Origin of the sequence: Aestuariibaculum lutulentum, from assembly GCF_032926325.1 — a bacterium.
GTDB lineage: Bacteria > Bacteroidota > Bacteroidia > Flavobacteriales > Flavobacteriaceae > Aestuariibaculum > Aestuariibaculum lutulentum.
The window spans coordinates 1,290,533-1,310,932 of sequence record NZ_CP136709.1 but is presented as its reverse complement, the minus strand read 5'-3'; the positions used below and the strand labels follow the sequence as shown (position 1 = coordinate 1,310,932).

At 35.4% G+C, this 20,400-nt stretch carries 21 protein-coding genes; 8 read left to right on the top strand and 13 right to left on the bottom strand.

Annotation, left to right across the window (positions count from 1 at the left end; all coding sequences use genetic code 11):
* Positions 1–31 precede the first annotated feature (31 nt).
* The 11 genes from R1X58_RS05565 to hemA all read right to left on the bottom strand — a co-directional run bounded on the left by R1X58_RS05565 (position 32) and on the right by hemA (position 11,293).
* Positions 32–505 carry a methylated-DNA--[protein]-cysteine S-methyltransferase gene (locus R1X58_RS05565; RefSeq protein ID WP_240572368.1) on the bottom strand — a complete coding sequence of 158 codons (474 nt, stop codon included), beginning with the start codon at positions 503–505 and terminating at the stop codon, positions 32–34.
* 2 nt (positions 506–507) lie between these two features.
* Positions 508–1,587: a CNNM domain-containing protein gene (locus R1X58_RS05560; protein ID WP_240572367.1), complete on the bottom strand. Its 1,080-nt coding sequence runs from the start codon at positions 1,585–1,587 to the stop codon at positions 508–510.
* A gap of 119 nt (positions 1,588–1,706) precedes the next feature.
* Positions 1,707–2,696: a porphobilinogen synthase gene (gene hemB / locus R1X58_RS05555; protein ID WP_240572366.1), complete on the bottom strand. Its 990-nt coding sequence runs from the start codon at positions 2,694–2,696 to the stop codon at positions 1,707–1,709.
* A gap of 32 nt (positions 2,697–2,728) precedes the next feature.
* Positions 2,729–3,115 carry a YchJ family protein gene (locus tag R1X58_RS05550; RefSeq protein WP_240572365.1) on the bottom strand — a complete coding sequence of 129 codons (387 nt, stop codon included), beginning with the start codon at positions 3,113–3,115 and terminating at the stop codon, positions 2,729–2,731.
* A gap of 1 nt (position 3,116) precedes the next feature.
* On the bottom strand, positions 3,117–4,019 hold the full coding sequence (gene hemF / locus R1X58_RS05545) for an oxygen-dependent coproporphyrinogen oxidase (protein WP_240572364.1): 903 nt from the start codon (positions 4,017–4,019) through the stop codon (positions 3,117–3,119).
* Positions 4,009–4,758 (bottom strand): EI24 domain-containing protein, encoded by a 750-nt coding sequence (locus R1X58_RS05540; RefSeq protein ID WP_240572363.1) that lies wholly within the window; start codon positions 4,756–4,758, stop codon positions 4,009–4,011. Before R1X58_RS05540 ends, hemF begins: the two co-directional genes overlap by 11 nt.
* A gap of 101 nt (positions 4,759–4,859) precedes the next feature.
* Positions 4,860–5,885 (bottom strand): uroporphyrinogen decarboxylase, encoded by a 1,026-nt coding sequence (gene hemE, locus R1X58_RS05535; protein WP_240572362.1) that lies wholly within the window; start codon positions 5,883–5,885, stop codon positions 4,860–4,862.
* Between the two features lies 1 nt (position 5,886).
* Positions 5,887–6,603 (bottom strand): potassium channel family protein, encoded by a 717-nt coding sequence (locus R1X58_RS05530; protein ID WP_240572361.1) that lies wholly within the window; start codon positions 6,601–6,603, stop codon positions 5,887–5,889.
* 28 nt (positions 6,604–6,631) lie between these two features.
* The gene (locus tag R1X58_RS05525; RefSeq protein ID WP_240572360.1) at positions 6,632–8,374 is read right to left on the bottom strand and encodes a TrkH family potassium uptake protein; all 1,743 of its coding nucleotides are present in this window, start codon (positions 8,372–8,374) and stop codon (positions 6,632–6,634) included.
* 89 nt (positions 8,375–8,463) lie between these two features.
* Positions 8,464–10,041, bottom strand: coding sequence for a hydroxymethylbilane synthase (gene hemC / locus R1X58_RS05520; RefSeq protein ID WP_240572359.1), 1,578 nt, complete (start codon positions 10,039–10,041; stop codon positions 8,464–8,466).
* Entirely contained in the window at positions 10,034–11,293 is a 1,260-nt protein-coding gene (gene hemA / locus R1X58_RS05515; protein ID WP_240572358.1) for a glutamyl-tRNA reductase, read from the bottom strand. Before hemA ends, hemC begins: the two co-directional genes overlap by 8 nt.
* Before the next feature lie 191 nt (positions 11,294–11,484).
* Between hemA and R1X58_RS05510 the strand changes: the two genes are divergently transcribed.
* The 8 genes from R1X58_RS05510 (at position 11,485) to R1X58_RS05475 (ending at position 18,763) form a co-directional block, all read left to right on the top strand.
* On the top strand, positions 11,485–12,381 hold the full coding sequence (locus R1X58_RS05510; protein WP_240572357.1) for a helix-turn-helix transcriptional regulator: 897 nt from the start codon (positions 11,485–11,487) through the stop codon (positions 12,379–12,381).
* Between the two features lie 3 nt (positions 12,382–12,384).
* A complete protein-coding gene (locus tag R1X58_RS05505; RefSeq protein ID WP_240572356.1) occupies positions 12,385–13,080 on the top strand; it encodes a ThuA domain-containing protein in 696 nt (231 codons plus the stop codon).
* A gap of 35 nt (positions 13,081–13,115) precedes the next feature.
* A complete protein-coding gene (locus R1X58_RS05500) occupies positions 13,116–13,277 on the top strand; it encodes a hypothetical protein (protein WP_240572355.1) in 162 nt (53 codons plus the stop codon).
* Positions 13,278–13,477: 200 nt separating this feature from the next.
* Positions 13,478–14,509 (top strand): ferrochelatase, encoded by a 1,032-nt coding sequence (gene hemH / locus R1X58_RS05495; RefSeq protein WP_240572354.1) that lies wholly within the window; start codon positions 13,478–13,480, stop codon positions 14,507–14,509.
* Positions 14,509–15,861 carry an MATE family efflux transporter gene (locus R1X58_RS05490; RefSeq protein ID WP_240572353.1) on the top strand — a complete coding sequence of 451 codons (1,353 nt, stop codon included), beginning with the start codon at positions 14,509–14,511 and terminating at the stop codon, positions 15,859–15,861. Before hemH ends, R1X58_RS05490 begins: the two co-directional genes overlap by 1 nt.
* Before the next feature lie 15 nt (positions 15,862–15,876).
* Complete coding sequence (locus tag R1X58_RS05485) at positions 15,877–16,425, top strand: CopD family protein (protein WP_240572352.1); 549 nt, start codon at positions 15,877–15,879, stop codon at positions 16,423–16,425.
* Positions 16,426–16,491: 66 nt separating this feature from the next.
* Positions 16,492–17,961, top strand: a complete 1,470-nt coding sequence (locus tag R1X58_RS05480; RefSeq protein ID WP_240572351.1) for a sensor histidine kinase — start codon at positions 16,492–16,494, stop codon at positions 17,959–17,961.
* A gap of 19 nt (positions 17,962–17,980) precedes the next feature.
* Entirely contained in the window at positions 17,981–18,763 is a 783-nt protein-coding gene (locus R1X58_RS05475; protein ID WP_240572350.1) for an enoyl-CoA hydratase/isomerase family protein, read from the top strand.
* Positions 18,764–18,850: 87 nt separating this feature from the next.
* Here the strand turns inward: R1X58_RS05475 and R1X58_RS05470 are convergent, their stop codons facing one another.
* Positions 18,851–19,468, bottom strand: coding sequence for a hypothetical protein (locus tag R1X58_RS05470; RefSeq protein ID WP_240572349.1), 618 nt, complete (start codon positions 19,466–19,468; stop codon positions 18,851–18,853).
* Positions 19,469–19,762: 294 nt separating this feature from the next.
* A complete protein-coding gene (locus tag R1X58_RS05465; protein ID WP_240572348.1) occupies positions 19,763–20,359 on the bottom strand; it encodes a hypothetical protein in 597 nt (198 codons plus the stop codon).
* Positions 20,360–20,400 lie beyond the last annotated feature (41 nt).

Genomic DNA, 20,400 nt, shown 5'->3' with positions numbered 1-20,400 from the left:
TTTAAAGATTGGGTTAAAACTAAAAGCGAAACTAAAATAAGCTTTGTTGTTTGTTAGGGCTTTCGTGTTCTAATAACCATTGCTTACGATGTAAGCCGCCAGCATAACCGGTTAAGCTGCCATCGGTTCCAATAACGCGGTGGCAGGGAACAATAATCCAAAGTGGGTTTTTGCCATTAGCGTTTGCCACAGCACGTATGGCTTTAACATCGCCTAATTGTTTTGAGAGTTCCAGATAAGATAGGCTTTTTCCGTAGGGAATTTGCTGTAACAATTTCCAAACCGATTTTTGAAAATCTGTCCCATTCGGATTGAGTTTTAAGTTAAATTCTTTACGCTTGCCTTCAAAATATTCATTTAATTGATTGACACAATCTTTCAAAGTTTCCGGAATGATTTCAGTAACTATTTCCTCAGAATTTAAAACGGTAACCGATGCAATTCCTATGTCATCACCAATTATTTCTGTGAATCCTAAAGGTGATTTGATGATACAGGTATCCATGATTATTGTTCAGAATCTTCAATTATACCCAAGCGTTTTGCTCTCGCTTCCCAGCTTTTTCGTGCCAAATGTTGTAAATCAGAAACGTTATCACTTTCATCCATAATTTCTAAACCAAGCAAAGTTTCAATAACGTCCTCAACGGTTACAATACCACTTACCGAACCGTATTCGTCAACAACCAAAGCCATGTGATTTCTACTTTCAATAAGTTTTTCGAAAAGAATAGGGATAGGCATGTTTCGGGTAACGACAATAATATTTCTTTTAAGTTCAGATAACTTTTTTTTGTTGTTATCTAAAGCCATTTGTTTATAAACATCGTCTTTTAGTACTAAGCCTACAATATTGTCTTGGTCGTTTGCGTAAACAGGAATTCGTGAAAATCGAAGGTTTAAATTTTTCTTGAAAAAGGCTTCAACGGTTGTTTCTTCATCTTCAATTTTCATAACAGTTCTCGGCGTCATAATATCTTTGGCGAACACTTCTTTAAAGGTAAGCAGGTTTTTTATGACCTTACTTTCATTTTCATGAAAAACACCTTCTTCATGTGCAATATCCGTCATGGCCATAAAACTTTCTCTGCTTAATACACTGCCATGTTCCTTGCCTCCTATAAGTTTTGTAGTAAGTTGTAATAGCCAAAGAATTCCGGTCCATTTTAAAGGAAAAATTAAAATGTTAAGTGTGGTTGCGGTGAAACCAGCTAATTTTTTCCAATAGGTTGCGCCGATGGTTTTCGGAATGATTTCAGATGCAATCAAAATCAATAAAGTCATGATTGCTGAAACGACACCTACTGTATTGATTCCAAAAAGTTCAATTTTATATGGTAGTTTCTCGGCCTGAATTCCTACCATCATGGCACCCAGAGTGTGTGCGATAGTATTAAGAGTTAAAATAGAAATAAGAGGTTTATCAACATCCTTTTTGAGAGCTTCCAAAGTAAATGCAAAGTCTTTACCTTCTTGTTTTTTCAGGTTGATAAAGGTGGGTGTTACACTTAGTAATACCGCTTCGAGTATGGAACATAAAAAGGAAAAGAAGATAGAAATTGTTGCCCAAAAAATTAATGCGCTCATATATAGGATATCGTTTTTTACGAAGTTACGAAATCTGATTTACTCCTATAATAAAAAAGCATACTCCGAAATTGAATAAACTCGGAATATGCTTTAAAAAAAATCTTTACATGTATTTTTTAAGAAATCAATTTTACCACATCTTTAGCAAAGTATGATGCTATAATGTCTCCACCTGCACGTTTAATAGCAGTAACTTGTTCCATCATTACAGCATCGTGGTCTAACCAGCCTTTTTCAGCAGCAGCTTTAATCATGGCATATTCACCAGAAACCTGATAAACAGCAACAGGAACATCAACTGCATTTTTAATATCGCGAACAATATCTAAATAACATAAGCCCGGTTTTACCATAACAATATCGGCACCTTCATCAATATCCATTTCGGTTTCACGAATGGCTTCAATGCGGTTTGAATAATCCATTTGGTAGGTTTTTTTGTCCTTTGGAATATCGACCATATCAACCGGAGCAGAATCTAGAGCATCACGGAAAGGTCCGTAAAAAGCCGAAGCATATTTTGCTGAGTAACTCATAATTCCGGTATTGGTGAAGCCTTCATCTTCCAACAACTCGCGCATTTGAATAATGCGCCCGTCCATCATGTCACTTGGCGCTACAAAATCGGCGCCAGCCTGAGCATGAGATAAAGCCATTTCAGAAAGCACTTGAGACGTCGGGTCGTTTAATATGATGCCATTTTCTATAATACCGTCATGTCCGTAAGCCGAATAAGGATCTAAAGCCACATCGGTCATTACTAACATCTCAGGACACACATTTTTAACGGTTTTAATAGCACGTTGCATCAATCCGTTGGGGTTTAAAGCTTCTGTTCCTTTATTGTCTTTTAAATTATCTGGTACTTTAACAAATAGCAATACCGATTTTAAGCCCATGCTCCAAAGTTCTTTAACTTCCTTTTCCAGTAAATCTAAACTGTAACGGAAGTAGTTTGGCATCGACGCGATTTCTTCTTTTACACCCGAGCCTTCAACAACAAATAGTGGTACTAAAAAATCGTTTGGAGTAATTATAGTTTCTCTTACAAGACTTCTAATGGCCTCGTTTGCTCTTAATCGTCTATTTCTTCTTAATGGATACATAATATAAAGTTTTGTATTTTAAGCCATATTGTTTATTGACTTAATCCTAAGTATTTCCAAATGTTATTTTCTTTTACAAAAGCTGATTTTTCGTGAATGACATCTACTTTTCCGTTTTCAAAAAAATAGGCATCAAAGGTTACGGTGCCTTCATTGTCGGTAGCCATACCTTTTGAGGTTTCTTGTACTTCTAGCTTTATCCACTGTACCGATTTGGCCCAGTTTACAATGGCTTTTTTTTCTTTTACAGGTCGTGTTGAACTATGATGACTAAGCATTAAATAGTCACCGTTAGCCAATGCAAAAGCACTGTATCGTGAACGCATAAGTTGCTCAGCAGTTTCTGTTTTTCCACCGTTTTTATGAAATACTTCGCAGCATGTGCTGTAGGTTTTGTTATTTCCGCAGTAGCAATTCATGTTACACCCAGTCTACAGGATTTTGTAAAACGTTAACTAGTTTTTCCTCCTCGCTACCAGTTTCAGGTTGATGGTCGTAAACCCATTGCACATGTGGTGGTAAACTCATTAAAATACTTTCTATTCGACCGTTGGTTTTTAACCCAAACATGGTGCCTTTATCGTGTACTAAATTGAATTCTACATAACGCCCACGACGAATTTCTTGCCAGGTACGGTTAGCTTCAGTATAAGGTACAACTTTACGTTTTTCAACAATAGGCACGTAAGCTTCAAGGAAACTGTCACCAACTTCGGTTACAAAGTTATACCAGTCTTCCATACTGGTGTCTTTGGTTGCTTTACAATAATCGAAAAATAAACCACCTATACCACGACCTTCGTTACGGTGAGAATTATAAAAATACTCGTCGCAACGTTTTTTATAAGTTGGGTAAAATTCCGGATTGTGCTTGTCGCAGGCTGTTTTACAGATTTGATGAAAATGAATGGCGTCTTCTTCAAACAGGTAGTAGGGCGTTAAATCTTGTCCGCCACCAAACCATTGGTCTACAATTTTTCCGTCTTTATCATACATTTCAAAATAGCGCCAGTTGGCATGAACTGTTGGCACCATTGGACTCTTCGGGTGAAGCACTAAACTTAAACCACAGGCAAAAAAATCGGCGTCTTCAACTCCAAAATAGGCTTGCATGGTATCTGGTAATTTACCGTGAACACCAGAAATGTTTACGCCACCTTTTTCAAATACATTGCCGTTTTGAATCACACGGGTTCTACCACCACCGCCTTCAGGACGTTCCCAAAGATCTTGCTGAAACGTGGCTTTGCCATCAATAGCTTCCAGTTTAGAAGTGATGGTGTCTTGGAGTTGTTGTATGTATTCGTAAAATTTATTTTTCATAATGACTTTCTAATTGAAGGGCTTCAATGGTTTTTACCGAAGCTGCCGTTACCGATAGCGGTAATACCAAAATAACTCCGATAAACGGAATTAATAAAAACAATATAAATATGATACCGTTACCAATAGCTAATCCGCGATTTCGTTTTACAAAGTTAAGGCTTTCGTTGTATTTATAGTGGCGTTCTAAGGTATAATCCATGTTACTAAAACCAGCGTAATAGGCCTGAATAAAGAAAATAAGTATGGTGAACAGAATACCTATTACAGGAATAAAACTTAAGATTAAAAGCGGAATCGTGATAAGCAATTCCATAAATAGGTTTCTAACGTTAATGCGAATAGCACGCCAAAGTTGCTCTGTAAAAGAGGTAATTCTATAAGTTTTATCGGAACCAAGAAGATGCGTTTCAATTTTCTCGGAAACCGGACTCATAAACGGCGCCGATAAGGCCATAATAACGTGCTTGTAGAGAATGAGCCCAAGAATGATTATAATAATACCACCAATAATATTTCCAATAGTTGTAAACGTTTCTTTGCCCCATTCCCAAATCCAGAGTTTAGAGATGAAATCGCCTATGTTATCGGAAAGTCCGTAAGCTGAAACACCAATAACCACAGCCGTAATAAAACTTATAAGCATAGGAATAGCGAAGTATTTCCAGAGGTTTAGTTTTGATATTAAACCAAACGCTCCGAAATAGGCTTTAATTCCTGAAACGATATTTTTAATCATAAGCCTCACCCTAACCCTCTCCAAAGGAGAGGGAATAAGTTATATTGAGTTTTTAATAATTCATTTCTGAATCTCCCCTTTGGGGAGACTAAGAGGGGCTGTTACGCGCTATAATTTTTTACAGCATCTACAAAGGCTTGTGCATTTTCTAACGGAATGTTAGGCAAAATACCGTGACCTAAGTTTACAATATATTTGTCTTTACCAAATTCGTTAATCATTTGGTGTACCATGCGTTTTATATCGGCCGGTGGTGATAACAATCTTGACGGATCGAAATTACCTTGAAGCGTGATGTTTCCACCGGTTAAATAACGTGCATTTCTTGCCGAGCATGTCCAGTCTATACCAAGTGCAGAAGCGTTACTTTGCGCCATTTCGTGAAGCGCAAACCAGCAACCTTTACCAAAGGCGATCACAGGTGCATCGTCTTTTAACGCTTCAATTATTTGGTTAATGTATTGCCAAGAAAACTCTTGGTAATCGGTTGGTGATAACATACCACCCCAAGAATCAAATACCTGAACGGCATTAACACCAGCTTTTACTTTTTCTTTTAAGTAAGCAATGGTGGTGTCGGTAATTTTTTGCAGTAGTGTGTGTGCTGCAACCGGATTAGTAAAACAAAATTCTTTCGCTTTATCATAGGTCTTGCTGCCTTGACCTTGTACCATGTAACAAAGAATCGTCCAAGGCGAACCGGCGAAACCAATTAAAGGAATTTCGTCGTTTAATAATTCTTTAGTCGCTTTAATAGCCTGGTAAACGTAGTCTAAAGCTTCTTTTACATCAGGAACAATAACATTCTCAACATCTTTAGTGGTGCGCACAGGATTAGGAAGGTAAGGTCCGAAATTTGGTTTCATTTGTACCTCGACATTCATTGCCTGTGGAATCACTAAAATATCACTAAACAAAATAGCGGCATCCATACCGTAACGACGAATAGGTTGTACAGTAATTTCACTTGCTAATTCTGGCGTCTGGCAACGTGTAAAGAAATCGTACTTATCGCGTAATGCCATAAACTCTGGTAAATAGCGTCCTGCCTGACGCATCATCCATACTGGTGGACGGTTAACAGTTTCACCTTTTAGTGCTCTTAAAAACAGATCGTTTTTTATCATCTTAAATGTTTTTGTTTCTTAAATCGTATTCTTCTTCACCCATACAGTAATTTTCGATGTCTTTGTTGTTTCCGTAAACTACTAAAATATCGTTGTCTAAAATTACAGTATCTGGGTTGGTACGGCCAATAGTTTCTTTAACTATTGTTTTCTTGCCTATTAAATTTTTCTTTTCTTTTTCGCGAATAATGGTAATCAGCGTTAAGCTGTAGGTGTCAATAGAATCTAATTCTCTTAACGTTTTTCCGTAGAACTCTTTTTTGGCTCTAACTTCTGAAATGGTAAAGTTATTATCCAGCTGATAGTTTTCTAAGGTGGACTTAAAATTGATTTGTTTTGTTAATCGGTCGGCCGAATCCTGCTCCGGGTGAATAATACTATGAATACCCATAGCTTCCAAAACCGTATCGTGAATAGGCGATAAGGCACGACTTATGATTTTTACCGTACTCAGTTTTTTAATAATGGCTGTGGTTATAATCGCAGCACCTTCGTTCTCACCAATAGCAACTACCACTTTGTCGGCATCTTTTAAAGGTACCGCATCGTAAGCTAATTCGTTAGTCGAGTCCATACAAATGGCATGTGAAATTTTGTCTTTCACAAGGTTAATTTTATCCATTTGCTTGTCTATGGCAATAACTTCATTTCCTGTTTCGGTAAGGCTTAATGCTAAGGCTGTACCAAAATTTCCGAGTCCAAAAATTATTATTTTCATAAGTATCTATTTTTGATTGAAACGGTTTCTAGTTGATTAAAATATTTTCCTTTGGATACTCATAAAACTGATGGTTTAACTGGCGAAGTAAACCAATCATTAAGTTGAGCATACCAATTCGCCCTACAAACATCACAATAATGATGACGTATTTGCTTGGTTCTGAAAGAGTAGGCGTGAAATTCAAACTCAATCCAACGGTACTATATGCTGAAAAACATTCGAACGCTACAGTTAGTAGCGGTGTGTTTTTTGGTTCAAAAATGAGTAAAGCCATAATAGCAATACCTATAACAATTAACGAAATACATAAAATGGCAAACGCCCTTAAGGTTGTTTCTGCGGTAAGGCGTCTTCCAAAAAGTTCAATTCTACTTTTCCCTCTTGCTATGGCAATAATGTTTAGCGTAGCAATGGCAAAGGTACTGGTTTTTATACCACCACCGGTAGATGCTGGCGAAGCTCCAATCCACATTAAAAAGATAACTAAAAGTAATGAGGGCACTGTCATCGCTGAGTAATCAATAACATTAAATCCGGCTGTTCTTGGGGTAACCGACCCAAAAGCTACATTTGTAAACTTACCAAATGTTGAGGTGTGGTCTAATAGGGTGTTATTAAATTCTGAAATAAACAGAAAACCTGCACCGCCTATAAGTAAAATGAAGGTTGTGTAAATTACAATTTTAGTATTCAGGGTAATTACCGGAATACGTTTGTGAATGCGCTTTTTACTGAATAACTCCAGAACATAAGTTTTTATGTATTGCACAAAGTTGAAAACGATATTATGGCCTAAACCTCCAAACACAATTAATACCATGATAACCCATTGAAAAGCATAATTAAAACGGATGCTTTGGTCGAATAATCCTGATGAAAATATAGAGAATCCGGCATTACAAAATGCGGAAATTGAGTGGAATACCGAAAAGAAAAACTTGTTAGTTATGGTGCTAACATCTAAAATAGAATAGTAAATGAAAAAAGCACCTATAATTTCAAGAGACAGGGTAAAAACTACCACATGAAGTGCCGCTTTAAAGACGTCATGTAATCCTTCCTGAGCAATAAAATCGCGGGTATTTAATCCTTCTTTAAATGATGAACTACCTCTAAAGAAAAAGGCGAAAAAGGAAGTGAAGGTTAAAATTCCGATTCCTCCCAATTGTATTAAAACTAAGATAATAGTTTGCCCAACTATTGTAAAATCCAGACTGGTATCTACCACTGCTAATCCGGTAACACAAACTGCACTTGTTGCTGTAAATAAAGCATTTGTAAAAGTAATCCCGTCTTGTGTTGCACTAGGCATAAGTAAAAGGAAAGCACCTGATAAGGCCAGAATAATAAAACTCCCTACAAAAACGATAGCGGGGTTAAAATACACATCGTAAATATGACGAACTAAAATAAGTAACCTTAAAAAGAAGTAGGCAATTAGCCCACCTTCTAAAACCGGTTTTATTTTTTGAAGGATGTAGTGAAAATTATAGTCAATATAAACTATGGTCATAATCAGGGATGTTAATAGTAAAGATCCCATAATAACAATATTCACCAGAGCCACCTTCTTGCTTTTCTTGTACTTATATACAAAAAACTTTGCCGCATTAAAAGCGAGCAAAAATCCTGAGAGAATAAGTAAGCCTAAAACGTGAGGCGTGTTAAAGTTGTCGGCAAAGTCGTAACCAAAATCAAAAACAATAAAGAACAGTACTATAATATCGAAAAAGCGATATACGTTATTTAGCAAAGATTCTCTTTTCATTGTTATAATTTAGTTCTCTTAAAGCTTGTAGAATAACACTGATTTTAAGCGAATTAAAAACATGTAATTCTATAACAAAAATAGAATTTTTATACGTAATGCTCGTTAACTAATTCGATAACACTTTCTACTGTAGGTACTTTTGCTACTCTAACGTCTTTAAAATGCTTTTTAGCTTCATTAGCCGTACTGTCTCCAATACAAAAAGCAATCACTTCAGCTTTGTTTTTTTCAACAAAACTTTGCACTGTTGACGGACTGTAGAACATCACGCTTTCTACCGAGTCGTTTACACGAATACCGTCGTATTTGGTTTGGTAGGCTTCAACTTCGGTAACTTTAATATTATTTTCAGTTAAGATCGTTGGAAGATCGTCAAGCCTTAAATCGCTGCAAAAATAGGTTACGGTTTTACCTTTAATGTTGTCAACTAAATAATTAGCTAATTTTTTAGCGCTGTTTTCAAAATGTGTTACTTTACCAATTTTTGTTTCTACCATACGCTTGGTACGGCGACCCACACAATAGATGTTTTTAAACTGAAGTTCTAAAGGTGAAAAATTAGTTAATAAGCTTTCAACAGCATTTTTACTGGTGATGATAACGTTTTCAATTTCGTTTTTAACAAAACGCGGATGAATACGGTTTAAACTTATTTTTATAAAATCGGTATGTTCAACAATGGCTTTGTCATGAAATAACACACGCTGATCTTCGGTAAACGATTTTGTAGAATATACGTTGGTGTTTTTATGTCCGTTTTTAATATCATCCATAAGGCGTTTTCCTCCACGTTCGATAATGAATTCGGCGCAGTATTTTGCCATATCGTGGTGTTCACCTACCTTTTTAACGCGAGTTACATCGATACGTTTGGTGCCGTCGAAACTTAAAAGTACACCTTTAAAAACAACTTCATCATTTTTAATTTTTGCTAAGGCTCCAATTGGAGCGGTACAACCACCTTCAAGTTTGTTTAAAAACTCACGTTCTATAGATGTACAGATTTCGGTTTCTCTGTGATTTAATTGTGAACACGCAGTTAGTGAGTAATCATCTTCACCTAAAGCAGTAATCATAATAGCTCCTTGCGCTGGCGCAGGAATCATCCAGTCTAAATTAATAGCTTCTTCCGGACGAATACCAATACGACCAATTCCAGCAGCGGCGAAAATGGCTCCGTTCCAGTGTTCGTTATCGGCTAATTTTTGCAAACGAGAGTTTACATTTCCGCGTAAATCAACTATAGTATGCGTTGGAAAACGGTTTAACCATTGTGCACGTCGACGTAAACTTCCGGTAGCAATTATGGCTTCTCTGGATCCTAAAAACTCTTCGTTGTGTTTAAAAACCAAGGTGTCATTTACGTTACCACGTTTTAAAACAGCGGCTTGTACAATGCCTTTAGGTAATTGTGTTGGAACATCTTTTAACGAGTGCACGGCAATATCGATATCATGATTTAACATGGCAATATCTAGTGTACGCGTAAAAATTCCGGTAATTCCTAATTCGTAAAGCGGCTTATCTAACACAATATCGCCTGTAGATTTTACAGGAACCAATTCTGTTTTATAACCTAATTCTTCAAGTTGACTTTGTACGGTTTTGGCTTGCCATAGCGCTAATTCGCTATCACGAGTACCAATTTTTATGATTTTAGACATGTGTTTTGGTTTCTAACTGAAACACTTTTTTTATGAGTTCCAGACTCTCATCTGTAGATACAGCATCATCTTTTAAGTGATGTGCAAAATGATTTGTTATTTTTTGAATAATGTTGTTGCTGATTAATTCAGCTTGTGCTTCATTAAAATCGGCAGTTTTTTTGCGTTGCGTTTCTAGTTCGGTCGACGCAAAATCCATTAACTTATCTCTTAAAGCTTTAATGGTTGGTGCAAATTTTCTGGTTTCTAACCAGCCATTAAATTCAGCTTTTACTTCTTCAATAATAGCTTCGGCTAATGGAATATGTTTTTTACGTTCTTCAAGGGTTTGGTCTGTTATTTTAGATAAATCATCTAAATGAACCAAAGTTACGTTGTCTAATTCTTCAACATTAGAATCTACGTTTTTAGGAATCGATAAATCTAAAATTAGTAATGGTTTTGTAGACTGAATTAAATGCTTATCAACTGTAGGGCGTTGAGCACCAGTAGCTACAATTAAAATATCCGATTTATTAATTTCTTCCTGAAGGTTGGCGTAATCTTTTACAATTAAGTTGAACTTACCAGCAATTTGTTCTGCTTTGGTTTTCGTTCGGTTAATTAAAGTAATGTGTTCGTTCTTAGTGTGTTTTACTAAGTTTTCACAGGTGTTTCTTCCTATTTTACCGGTTCCGAATAATAATATGTCTTTATTCGAAATATCAGCAACATTATTAAAAATGTACTGTACTGAAGCAAAAGATACTGATGTAGCACCCGATGAAATCTCGGTTTCAGTTTTTATACGCTTGCTAGCCTGAATTACGGCATTAAGTAAGCGTTCGGTAAAATGATTTAATAATTTGTGTTTTTTAGACACACGTGCGCTGGCTTTTAACTGACTAATAATTTCGAAATCACCTAAAATCTGGCTATCCAGACCAGAACCCACTTTAAACATGTGAGCAATAGCATCGTTATTTTTGTAGATGTAAGCGACTTGCTGAAATTCGTCAACAGTACCTTTGGTATTATCGCAAAGTAGTTGAATAAGCTGATATGGGTGTTGTGCAAAACCGTAAAGTTCGGTTCTGTTACATGTAGATGTAACAAGCAAACTTTCAACGCCGTTTTCTTTGGCCTGATTAATTAAGGCTAGTTTGGCGTCTTCATCTAAACTGAAGTGTCCTCGTATTTCGGCGTCAGCTTTTTTGTAGCTTAACCCTATGGCATAGAAGGAGTTACTCTTAGATATATTGTATTGATGCATGCTTGGTTTGAAATTTCATGGCAAATGTATGCCGATAGAAATTAAAAAAATAACGCTGAAGGAACTTTTAATAACGTTTGTGGTTTTTTGTATGCTATTTTAGTTGTAAATTAGCAATTGCCATATTTTTATAGGGAAATGGGCGGGTTTGAAGTTTTTTGTTTAGAACTAATCTAAATAATTTAGATAAAATGAATAATAGAATAGATTTTAAAAATAACGCTATAAGTGCTTTCGATGAAACCGAAATAGATGACGGTTTTTTGGTATTTACTTTTAAAAACGATACCAGTAATGAACAGTGTATTGTTAAAGATATTAACTGCGATTATATTCAGTTTCACTTTTGTTTAAAGGGGTCGAGTAAATTTCTTTTTAATGAAGGACGTTATACGTTGAATATTCATGAAGAAAACTCGTTGTTGCTTTATAATCCGCAGCGCGATTTGCCTATAAATCTTGAAGTGAACCCAAATTCATGGATAGTTTCTATTTTAATTTCCATTAAAAAATTTCACGGATTGTTTTCTCAGGAAGCCGATTATATTTCCTTTTTAAATGCTGAAAATAAAGACAAGAAATATTACAAAGACGGCATTATTTCGCCATCCATGGCTATTGTTTTAAACCAGTTGATAAACTATAATCTAAATACGTCAATCAAAAATCTTTATTTTAAAGGAAAGGCTTATGAGTTGCTGAGTTTGTATTTTAATAGAAGTGAAGACACCAATGTAGAACAATGTCCGTTTCTGGTTGATGAAACCAATGTGATTAAAATTCGAAAAGCGAAGGAAATTATTATAGCTAATATGGCCGAACCACCAAGCTTACAGGAGTTGGCTGATGAAATAGGATTGAGTCTTAAAAAGCTGAAAGAAGGATTTAAGCAAATTTACGGCGATTCGGTGTATAGTTTTTTATTCGATTATAAAATGGAAGTGTCTCGAAAACTTCTGGAATCTGGCGAAAATAATGTTAATGAAGTCGGACTAAAAGTAGGGTACAGTACAGCGAGTCATTTTATCGCCGCATTTAAAAAGAAGTACGGCACTACGCCTAAAAAATATCTGCAATCTATAAGTTAGTTTATGAAAGTCTTACTACTGACTTTTTTTGTTTTATTTGCCGGTTTTGTTAATCCTGTGGTAGCTCAAAAGGAATCCAACGTATTAGTGTTTGCTAAAACGGCCGGATTCAGGCATAAATCTATTGAAATTGGTGTCGAAAATCAGTTTACCATTACCCAAACCGAAGATGCTGAACAATTCAATTATAAAATCTTAAAACGCTACGATTTGGTGATTTTTTTAAATACCACCGGTGATGTTTTAAATTCTGAACAAGAGCTAGCGTTTGAAAAATACATTGCCAAAGGCGGTAGTTTTATGGGAATTCATGCCGCAACCGATACCGAGTTTGAGTGGCCTTGGTTTAATAAACTGGTTGGTGCTTATTTTTTAGATCATCCCGAACAATCTAAAGCGACCATTAAGCGAATTATCAGGTCGCATCCGTCCACTTCACATTTACCTGATAAATGGGAGCATTATGATGAATGGTATAATTTTAAATCAATAAATAAAAGCATCAATGTGTTGTTAATGTTAGATGAAACCACTTATGAAGGTGGAAAAAATGGTGCTTTTCATCCTATAGCATGGTATCATAAGTTTGATGGTGGACGTTCATTTTATACAGGATTAGGGCATACCGTTGCTTCTTATAAAGAGCCTGAATTTAGAAAACATTTGCTGGGAGGCATTTTTTATTGTTTAAATCGATGATTTTTAGTAGATTAGAAAAACCTAAATCATTGTTTATGAAATATTTAACTCCAGAGATTGAGGCACTTTCCAAAAGTGTCAATTCAAAATCATTAGCAAGACCTTCAACGTCCTGTGGTATTTTTCAGGATTGTGACTACAACGAAGAACGACCAAAACCTTATTTTCAGAAAAAAATTGAAGACAACGACGTATAGTTTATTTTGCCGAGAAATAATCTCTTTTCTTATCAATTTGGTTTAATTCTTAATAAGAAAATACTATACCAACATAGTGCCGCGATAATAATTTCTATTGTATTTTTGCAATAGGAGATGAGCCTGAATCACCCATTTTTAAGCAAAATGTTTACAGGCGAATTCTATCTGACGAAAATATAGAAATTTAGCATTAACAAATGAAAAAAGGTATTCTACTCGTTAATTTAGGGTCGCCAGACAGCCCGTCACCAAAAGATGTAAAGAAATATTTAGGAGAGTTTTTAATGGACGAGCGCGTTATCGATATTCCGCTTGTTGCCAGAACTGCTCTTGTTAAAGGAATTATTTTAAAAACACGTCCTAAGGCTTCTGCCGAAGCTTATAAGAAGATTTGGTGGGAAGAGGGATCTCCTTTAATTGTTATTTCTGAACGTGTACAGAAGAAGGTTCAAAACTTAGTTGATGTACCAGTAGCTTTAGCGATGCGTTATGGAAGTATGACGATTAAAAAAGGACTACAGGAGTTGGTAGATCAAGGGGTGGAAGAGGTGTTATTATTTCCGTTGTATCCACAGTTTGCGATGGCAACAACAGAAACCATTACCGTTTTAGCTGAAGAACTTCGTCAGAAACATTTTCCGAATTTAAAGATTGAATCGGTTCCGGCATTCTACAATAAACCTGATTATATAGAAGTGCTTTCAGATAGTATTAAAAAGCATTTAGAAGGTAAAAATTTCGAGCATTTACTATTTTCATATCATGGGGTTCCAGAGCGTCACATTAGAAAAAGCGACGTCACACAATCGCATTGTAAAATAGATGGGAGCTGTTGTAAAACACCAAGTAAGGCTCATGAGTTTTGTTACAGACACCAATGTTTGGAAGTGACCCGATTGGTTGCTGAAAAACTTCAGCTTAAAGAAGATTCATATTCAACGTCATTCCAATCGCGCTTAGGATTCGATCCGTGGTTATTACCTTATACCGACAGAACTATCGAGCGTTTAGGGAAAAGCGGTGTGAAAAATATGGCCATTGTAACGCCTGCTTTCGTAAGTGATTGTTTAGAGACATTAGAGGAAATCGCAATGGAAGGTCAGGAGATTTTCCATGAAATGGGAGGTAAAGACTATACAACCGTTCCGTGTTTAAATGATGATAAAGAATGGGTTGAGTTGCTTGCAAAATGGATTAATAACTGGGCGACTGCTAACATAAAGGCTTAATGGCAAAAGTATCGGCAAAAGATTTGGGCGAACAACCTATAAGTAAACTATTGGTGAAACAGGCTGTGCCTGCATCGATAGGTATTTTAGTTATGTCGCTTAATATTTTGGTGGATACCATTTTTGTAGGCCATTGGATTGGCTCTATTGCCATTGCTGCCATCAATATTGTATTACCTGTGTCGTTTTTTATTGCAGCATTGGGTATGAGTATTGGTGTAGGAGGGTCATCCATTATTTCCAGAGCCTTGGGCGCATCAAATCATGAAAAGGCACTTAAAACCTTTGGAAACCAGATTACTTTAGCACTGTTGTTTACAGTTTCTATGGTTGTTTTAGGTTTGACTTATGCCGACAGTATAATTATGTCTTTTGGTGGAAAGGGAGCTATTTTCGATCCTGCTAAAATTTACTATCAAATTGTGCTTTATGGCGTGCCGTTTCTGGCTATTTGTATGTTAGGAAATACGGTAATTCGAGCAGAAGGTAAACCTAAATTTGCCATGTATGCCATGATGATTCCGTCGGTTAGTAATTTGATTCTGGATTATATTTTAATCAATCTTTTCGATTTAGGAATGTATGGGGCAGCATGGGCTACCACGATTTCTTATGTGATTTGTTTTGTGTTTATTCTATGGTTTTTCCTGTCTAAACATTCCGAATTAAAACTAAATTTTGTTCATTTTGGATTGAATTTATCTGTTGTAAAGGAGATTGGTTCATTAGGATTTGTAACCTTGGCTAGGCAGGCAGTAGTGAGTATCACGTATTTATTTATGAATAATATTCTCTTCGATTTGGGTGGTGAAACTTCGGTTACGGCTTATGCTATTGTTGGACGGATGCTTATGTTTGCTTTGTTCCCTGTTTTTGGGGTTACTCAGGGATTTTTACCAATAGCAGGATTTAATTATGGTGCAAGGAACTATGATAGGGTTCGAGAAAGTATAAATACGGCAATAAAGTACGCCGCAGTATTGGCAACTTTGGTTTTTATTTTATTGATGGCTTTTCCGGAAGCCATAACAAAAATGTTTACTAGCGATGTTGAGGTTATTAAGCAAACACCAAGCGATATGCGTTGGGTATTTGCTGCAACACCAATTATAGCGCTGCAACTTATCGGAGCAGCTTATTTTCAAGCTATCGGTAAGGCAACACCAGCTTTGTTGTTAACGTTGTCAAGACAAGGGTTTTTCTTCATCCCGTTGATTTTAATATTACCAAAGTTTTATGGAGAATTAGGCGTTTGGATGTCTTTCCCGATTTCAGATGTATTGTCAACTTTGGTTACCGGATATTTTTTAAACCGTGAAATTCGAAAAGATTTAATTGCTAAAACTGAATAAATATTAGTTTATGTTATGGAATATTACAACTACATAAAATCGTTGCACCTTATTTTTGTAATTACATGGTTTGCCGGATTGTTTTATATTCCGAGGTTGTTTGTTTATCAAATTGAAGCTTCAGAAAAGTCATCGCCAGAAAAGGAAATTTTAGGAAAACAACTGGCGCTTATGGCAAAACGTTTGTGGAATATTATTACCTGGCCATCGGCTATTTTAGCAACGTTCTTTGCAGTTTGGCTACTTGTTTTAGTGCCGGGTTATTTACAACAACCATGGATGCATGTAAAGTTAGTTTTTGTTGTATTACTTATTTTGTATCATTTAAAAACGCATCAGTATTACAAGCAATTGCAAAAAGGGCTGGTAACCAAAACTTCTAATTTTATGCGTTTATGGAATGAAGGCGCGACCTTTATTTTATTCGCAGTAGTATTTTTGGTTATTTTAAAAAGCGCTATTAATTGGGTGTTTGGTGTGGTTGGTATCGTTGTTTTAGGGGTTTTAATCACCTTAGGATTTAAAGTTTACAAGAATTTTCGCGATAAAAATCCGGAAGCTTAGTTGCTTATTCTTTATTAAGACAATATTGGTGTGATTATTGCTATATTTAGTCAATTATTTAGATAAATGAAATTAAAAAAGTTGTCTTTACGAACCCGTATTTTCTTAGCCATGATTATGTTGGTGTTCTTAGCTTCGGTACTTATTTCGGCTGTAGCAATTTACCAATATAAAGAGCAGAGTGAAGCCTATCATAATGAGAATTTAGAGAATAAGGAGCGTAATATTCAAACGCATTTAAAACGTATTTTAAATGGACGACAAAATACCTGGGAGGTAAAAACAGAGAATATTCCCATTATTTTTAAGGAAGAAATTTTCAATATTGCCGATATTCACAAATTACAAATTAACCTTTACGATCTGGATGGGGGATTGTTAATTTCATCGCGAGCTGGAATACAGAGGCAAGAGGCAGATAGTTGTTTAAAGGCTGAAATCCTAAATGCTATCTCTAATACCGCCGAGCATATGTATATGGATGTGCATAAGGAAAATGGTGAGATTTTCCAGTCGTCGTATACGTATCTCCTCGATCAGCAATCCAAAGCCATTGCGATTTTAAATTTACCTTATTTAACAAAAGACGACTTTTTAACTAATGAAATTTTAGCCTTTTTACAACGCATTGCTTACGCGTTTATTTTTGTATTGTTACTGGCTATAGGTATAGCATTTTTGCTGTCAAAATACATTACAAAATCATTACAGACTATAAGCGAAAAAATTAATGCGACACGTTTAGAGCGCCGAAATGAAAAAATTGATATCGAAGAAAGCAGTGAAGAGATTTCAATTCTGGTGAATTCGTATAATAGTATGGTTGATGAGCTTGAAGAAAGTGCTATTCAGTTAGCCCGAAGTGAGCGCGAGCAGGCATGGCGAGAAATGGCGAAGCAGGTGGCTCATGAAATAAAAAACCCGCTAACGCCTATGCGCTTAACAGTGCAGAATTTTCAGAGGAAATTTAATCCTGAAGATGAAAATATCAATGAAAAACTTGACGAATATAGTAAAACATTAATTCAGCAAATCGATACGATGAGTGCGATAGCATCGGCTTTTTCAAACTTTGCTAAAATGCCGGCGCAACAAAACGAAACTTTAAATGTGGTTAAAGTGGTGAAGTTAGCGCTTGATATTTTCACCGAAGACTATATTCATTTTCATGCCAATGAAGAAGAAATTATTGCTAAATTTGATAGAACACAGCTAATTCGTGTGATTACGAATTTGGTGAAAAATGGCATTCAGGCCATTCCGGAAGATCGAGATCCTAAGATTGATATTGAAGTTTCATCAACCAATAAAGATGTTATTATGACTATTAGGGATAATGGTTCAGGGATTTCAGAAGAAAATATCGATAAGGTTTTCGAACCTAAATTCACCACAAAATCAAGTGGAATGGGACTTGGTCTAGCGATGGTGAAAAATATTGTTGAAACATACAGAGGTTCGATAACAGTAACCTCAGAAAATAATGTAGGAACAACATTTAAAGTGATGTTTCCAAAGGAGTTTATAGATTCTTAATTCTAAATAAAATTAAATCATGACGTTTAACAACATTCTTTTTGAAGAAGATAATGGTATAGCAACCATAACCATTAATCGCCCAAATAAGCTGAATGCGCTTAATAAAGAAACTATCGCAGAGCTTCATAAAGCCGTGAAGTTAGCTGAAGAAGATGGCGATATAAAGGTAATTATAATTACAGGAAGTGGAGAAAAAGCTTTTGTAGCGGGTGCTGATATTAGTGAATTTGCCAATTTTTCTGTTGAAGAGGGTACAAAACTGGCAGCTAACGGACATAAGGTGTTGTTTGACTTTATAGAGAATTTATCCAAGCCGGTTATTGCAGCTGTTAATGGTTTTGCCTTAGGTGGCGGGCTGGAGTTGGCTATGGCCTGTCATTTTAGATTAGCAAGTGATAATGCTAAAATGGGGCTCCCTGAAGTGTCTCTTGGTGTTATTCCTGGTTATGGTGGTACACAGCGTTTGCCTCAATTAATTGGTAAAGGCCGTGCTATGGAAATGATTATGACAGCGGGTATGATTGATGCCAATAAAGCCTTAAGTTTTGGTTTGGTGAATTATGTAACTACTCAAGATGAACTACTTCCGTTTTGTGAAAAAATAGCAGCAAAAATCTGCAATAACTCCCCCGTTGCGATTAGCTCTGCAATACAAGCCGTAAACTCTAATTTTAAATCAGGTGTTAATGGTTATGATGTTGAAATTAAAGAATTCGGTAAATGTTTTGGAACAGCTGATTTTACTGAAGGAACTACTGCCTTTTTAGAAAAGCGTAAAGCTAATTTTATCGGAGAGTAAAAGGTAAGTTGCTATTCCATATAATATAAAAAAGGTGAGCATATTGCTCACCTTTTCAGTTGTTTTAAGTGTTATGTTTGAGTGTTTTTATTTTGTTATTTCTTCGGTAAAAACTTTACCTTCAGTCTTGTAAACAATTTTGTAATCACCTTTGTTTAAGCCAGAAAGTCTGAATATTCTACTAACGTTTTCGGTGTTTGTAACAGTTTCAGAATGCATTAATTCTGGAACAGAAGTTACACCGTCTTCGCTTGTAAAGTAAACATTAATTTCTAATGGTGCTTTGTTTAAAGATAGTCTGGAAATATAAACCATTTCACCTTTAACTCTTGTAACTGGTTTAAACATTGTGTTTTCTAATTCTTTTTGAAAAGCAACAATGTCGTTGTTAACAGTAAAAGGAATTGTTGTGATTTCTACATCTTTATCTAATTCAAAAAAGTAACTACCATTAGGAAGCGATGTTAAATCGAATCCTTTAGTGTAAGTTCCGGTTTTCTGGATTAGCTCTTTATATAGTACAATTCCGTTATTATCTTTAATAGATAATAGGTTGCCTGCTTTAACATCACTTAACGTTACAGAAGTCAATTTAGCATCTTCTTTAATTGTAAATAACGATGCATCGTTCGCGAAACTTAACAAGGTAGCAAACATTGTTACCATTAAGAATCTTTTTCTTGTGTTGTTTAATACGTTTTTCATGATTTGGTGTTTTTAACGTTTCACAATGTAAAGATATGTCGGTAATTTTGTTTGTAAAACACTGAAATTGACTTATTTATATACTAAATTATCCATTATTTAATTGTGAATTTTTGGTTAAGTCAATTTGGTTTATAAAGAGGTTAAATGTCTATATAATTAGATTTTTGTAAGAATTTATCATCAAACTTGTTTAGTTCATTTCTCTGACATTAAAGTGAACGTAAAACAAAGAGCAAAAAAAAGTGAGCCACCACAGCTCACTTTACCAACTAAACTAAATAAGACATTAAACTAATTATTAATGAATTTCGTGTATTCCTTGTTATCAGAGACAAATACTATTTTATAGTCACCTTTCCCTAATTTATATGCTTTTTCAATAGACTGAACACCTTTAATTCTTTCAGAGTGAATTAATTCGTAGTCGCTATTGTTGTTTGCGTAGATGTGAATGTTTAAAGCTTCTTGCTTTGGAGCTAACTTTGTGATGTAAACAATACCATTTTCTTGTCTTACATAAGGTTTGTAGCTTGTAGTTTCCTTTTCTTTGTTAAAGTAAACATTTTCAAAGTTTACAGTAAAAGGAATTGTTTTAACTTCTAGGTTTTTGTCGATTTCGAATGTGTACTCACCGTTTGGTAAAGCAGATAGATCGAATCCTTTTTTATACGTTCCGGTTTCTTTAATTTGTTCTGTATAAAGAACAACACCGTAGTTATCTTTAAGAGATAATATGTCTCCAGCTTTAACATGGTTTAATGTAATAGCTGTTTTAGAAATTTCTGCAGCATTTGTTGAAACTATAATATCGCTAGCGTTACTTAATAAAGATGTAGAAACTGCTAATAATAAAATACCTTTCTTTAATACGTTAATTGTCTTTTTCATAATGATTTGTTTTTCAACGTTCAACGAGACAAAGATATGGC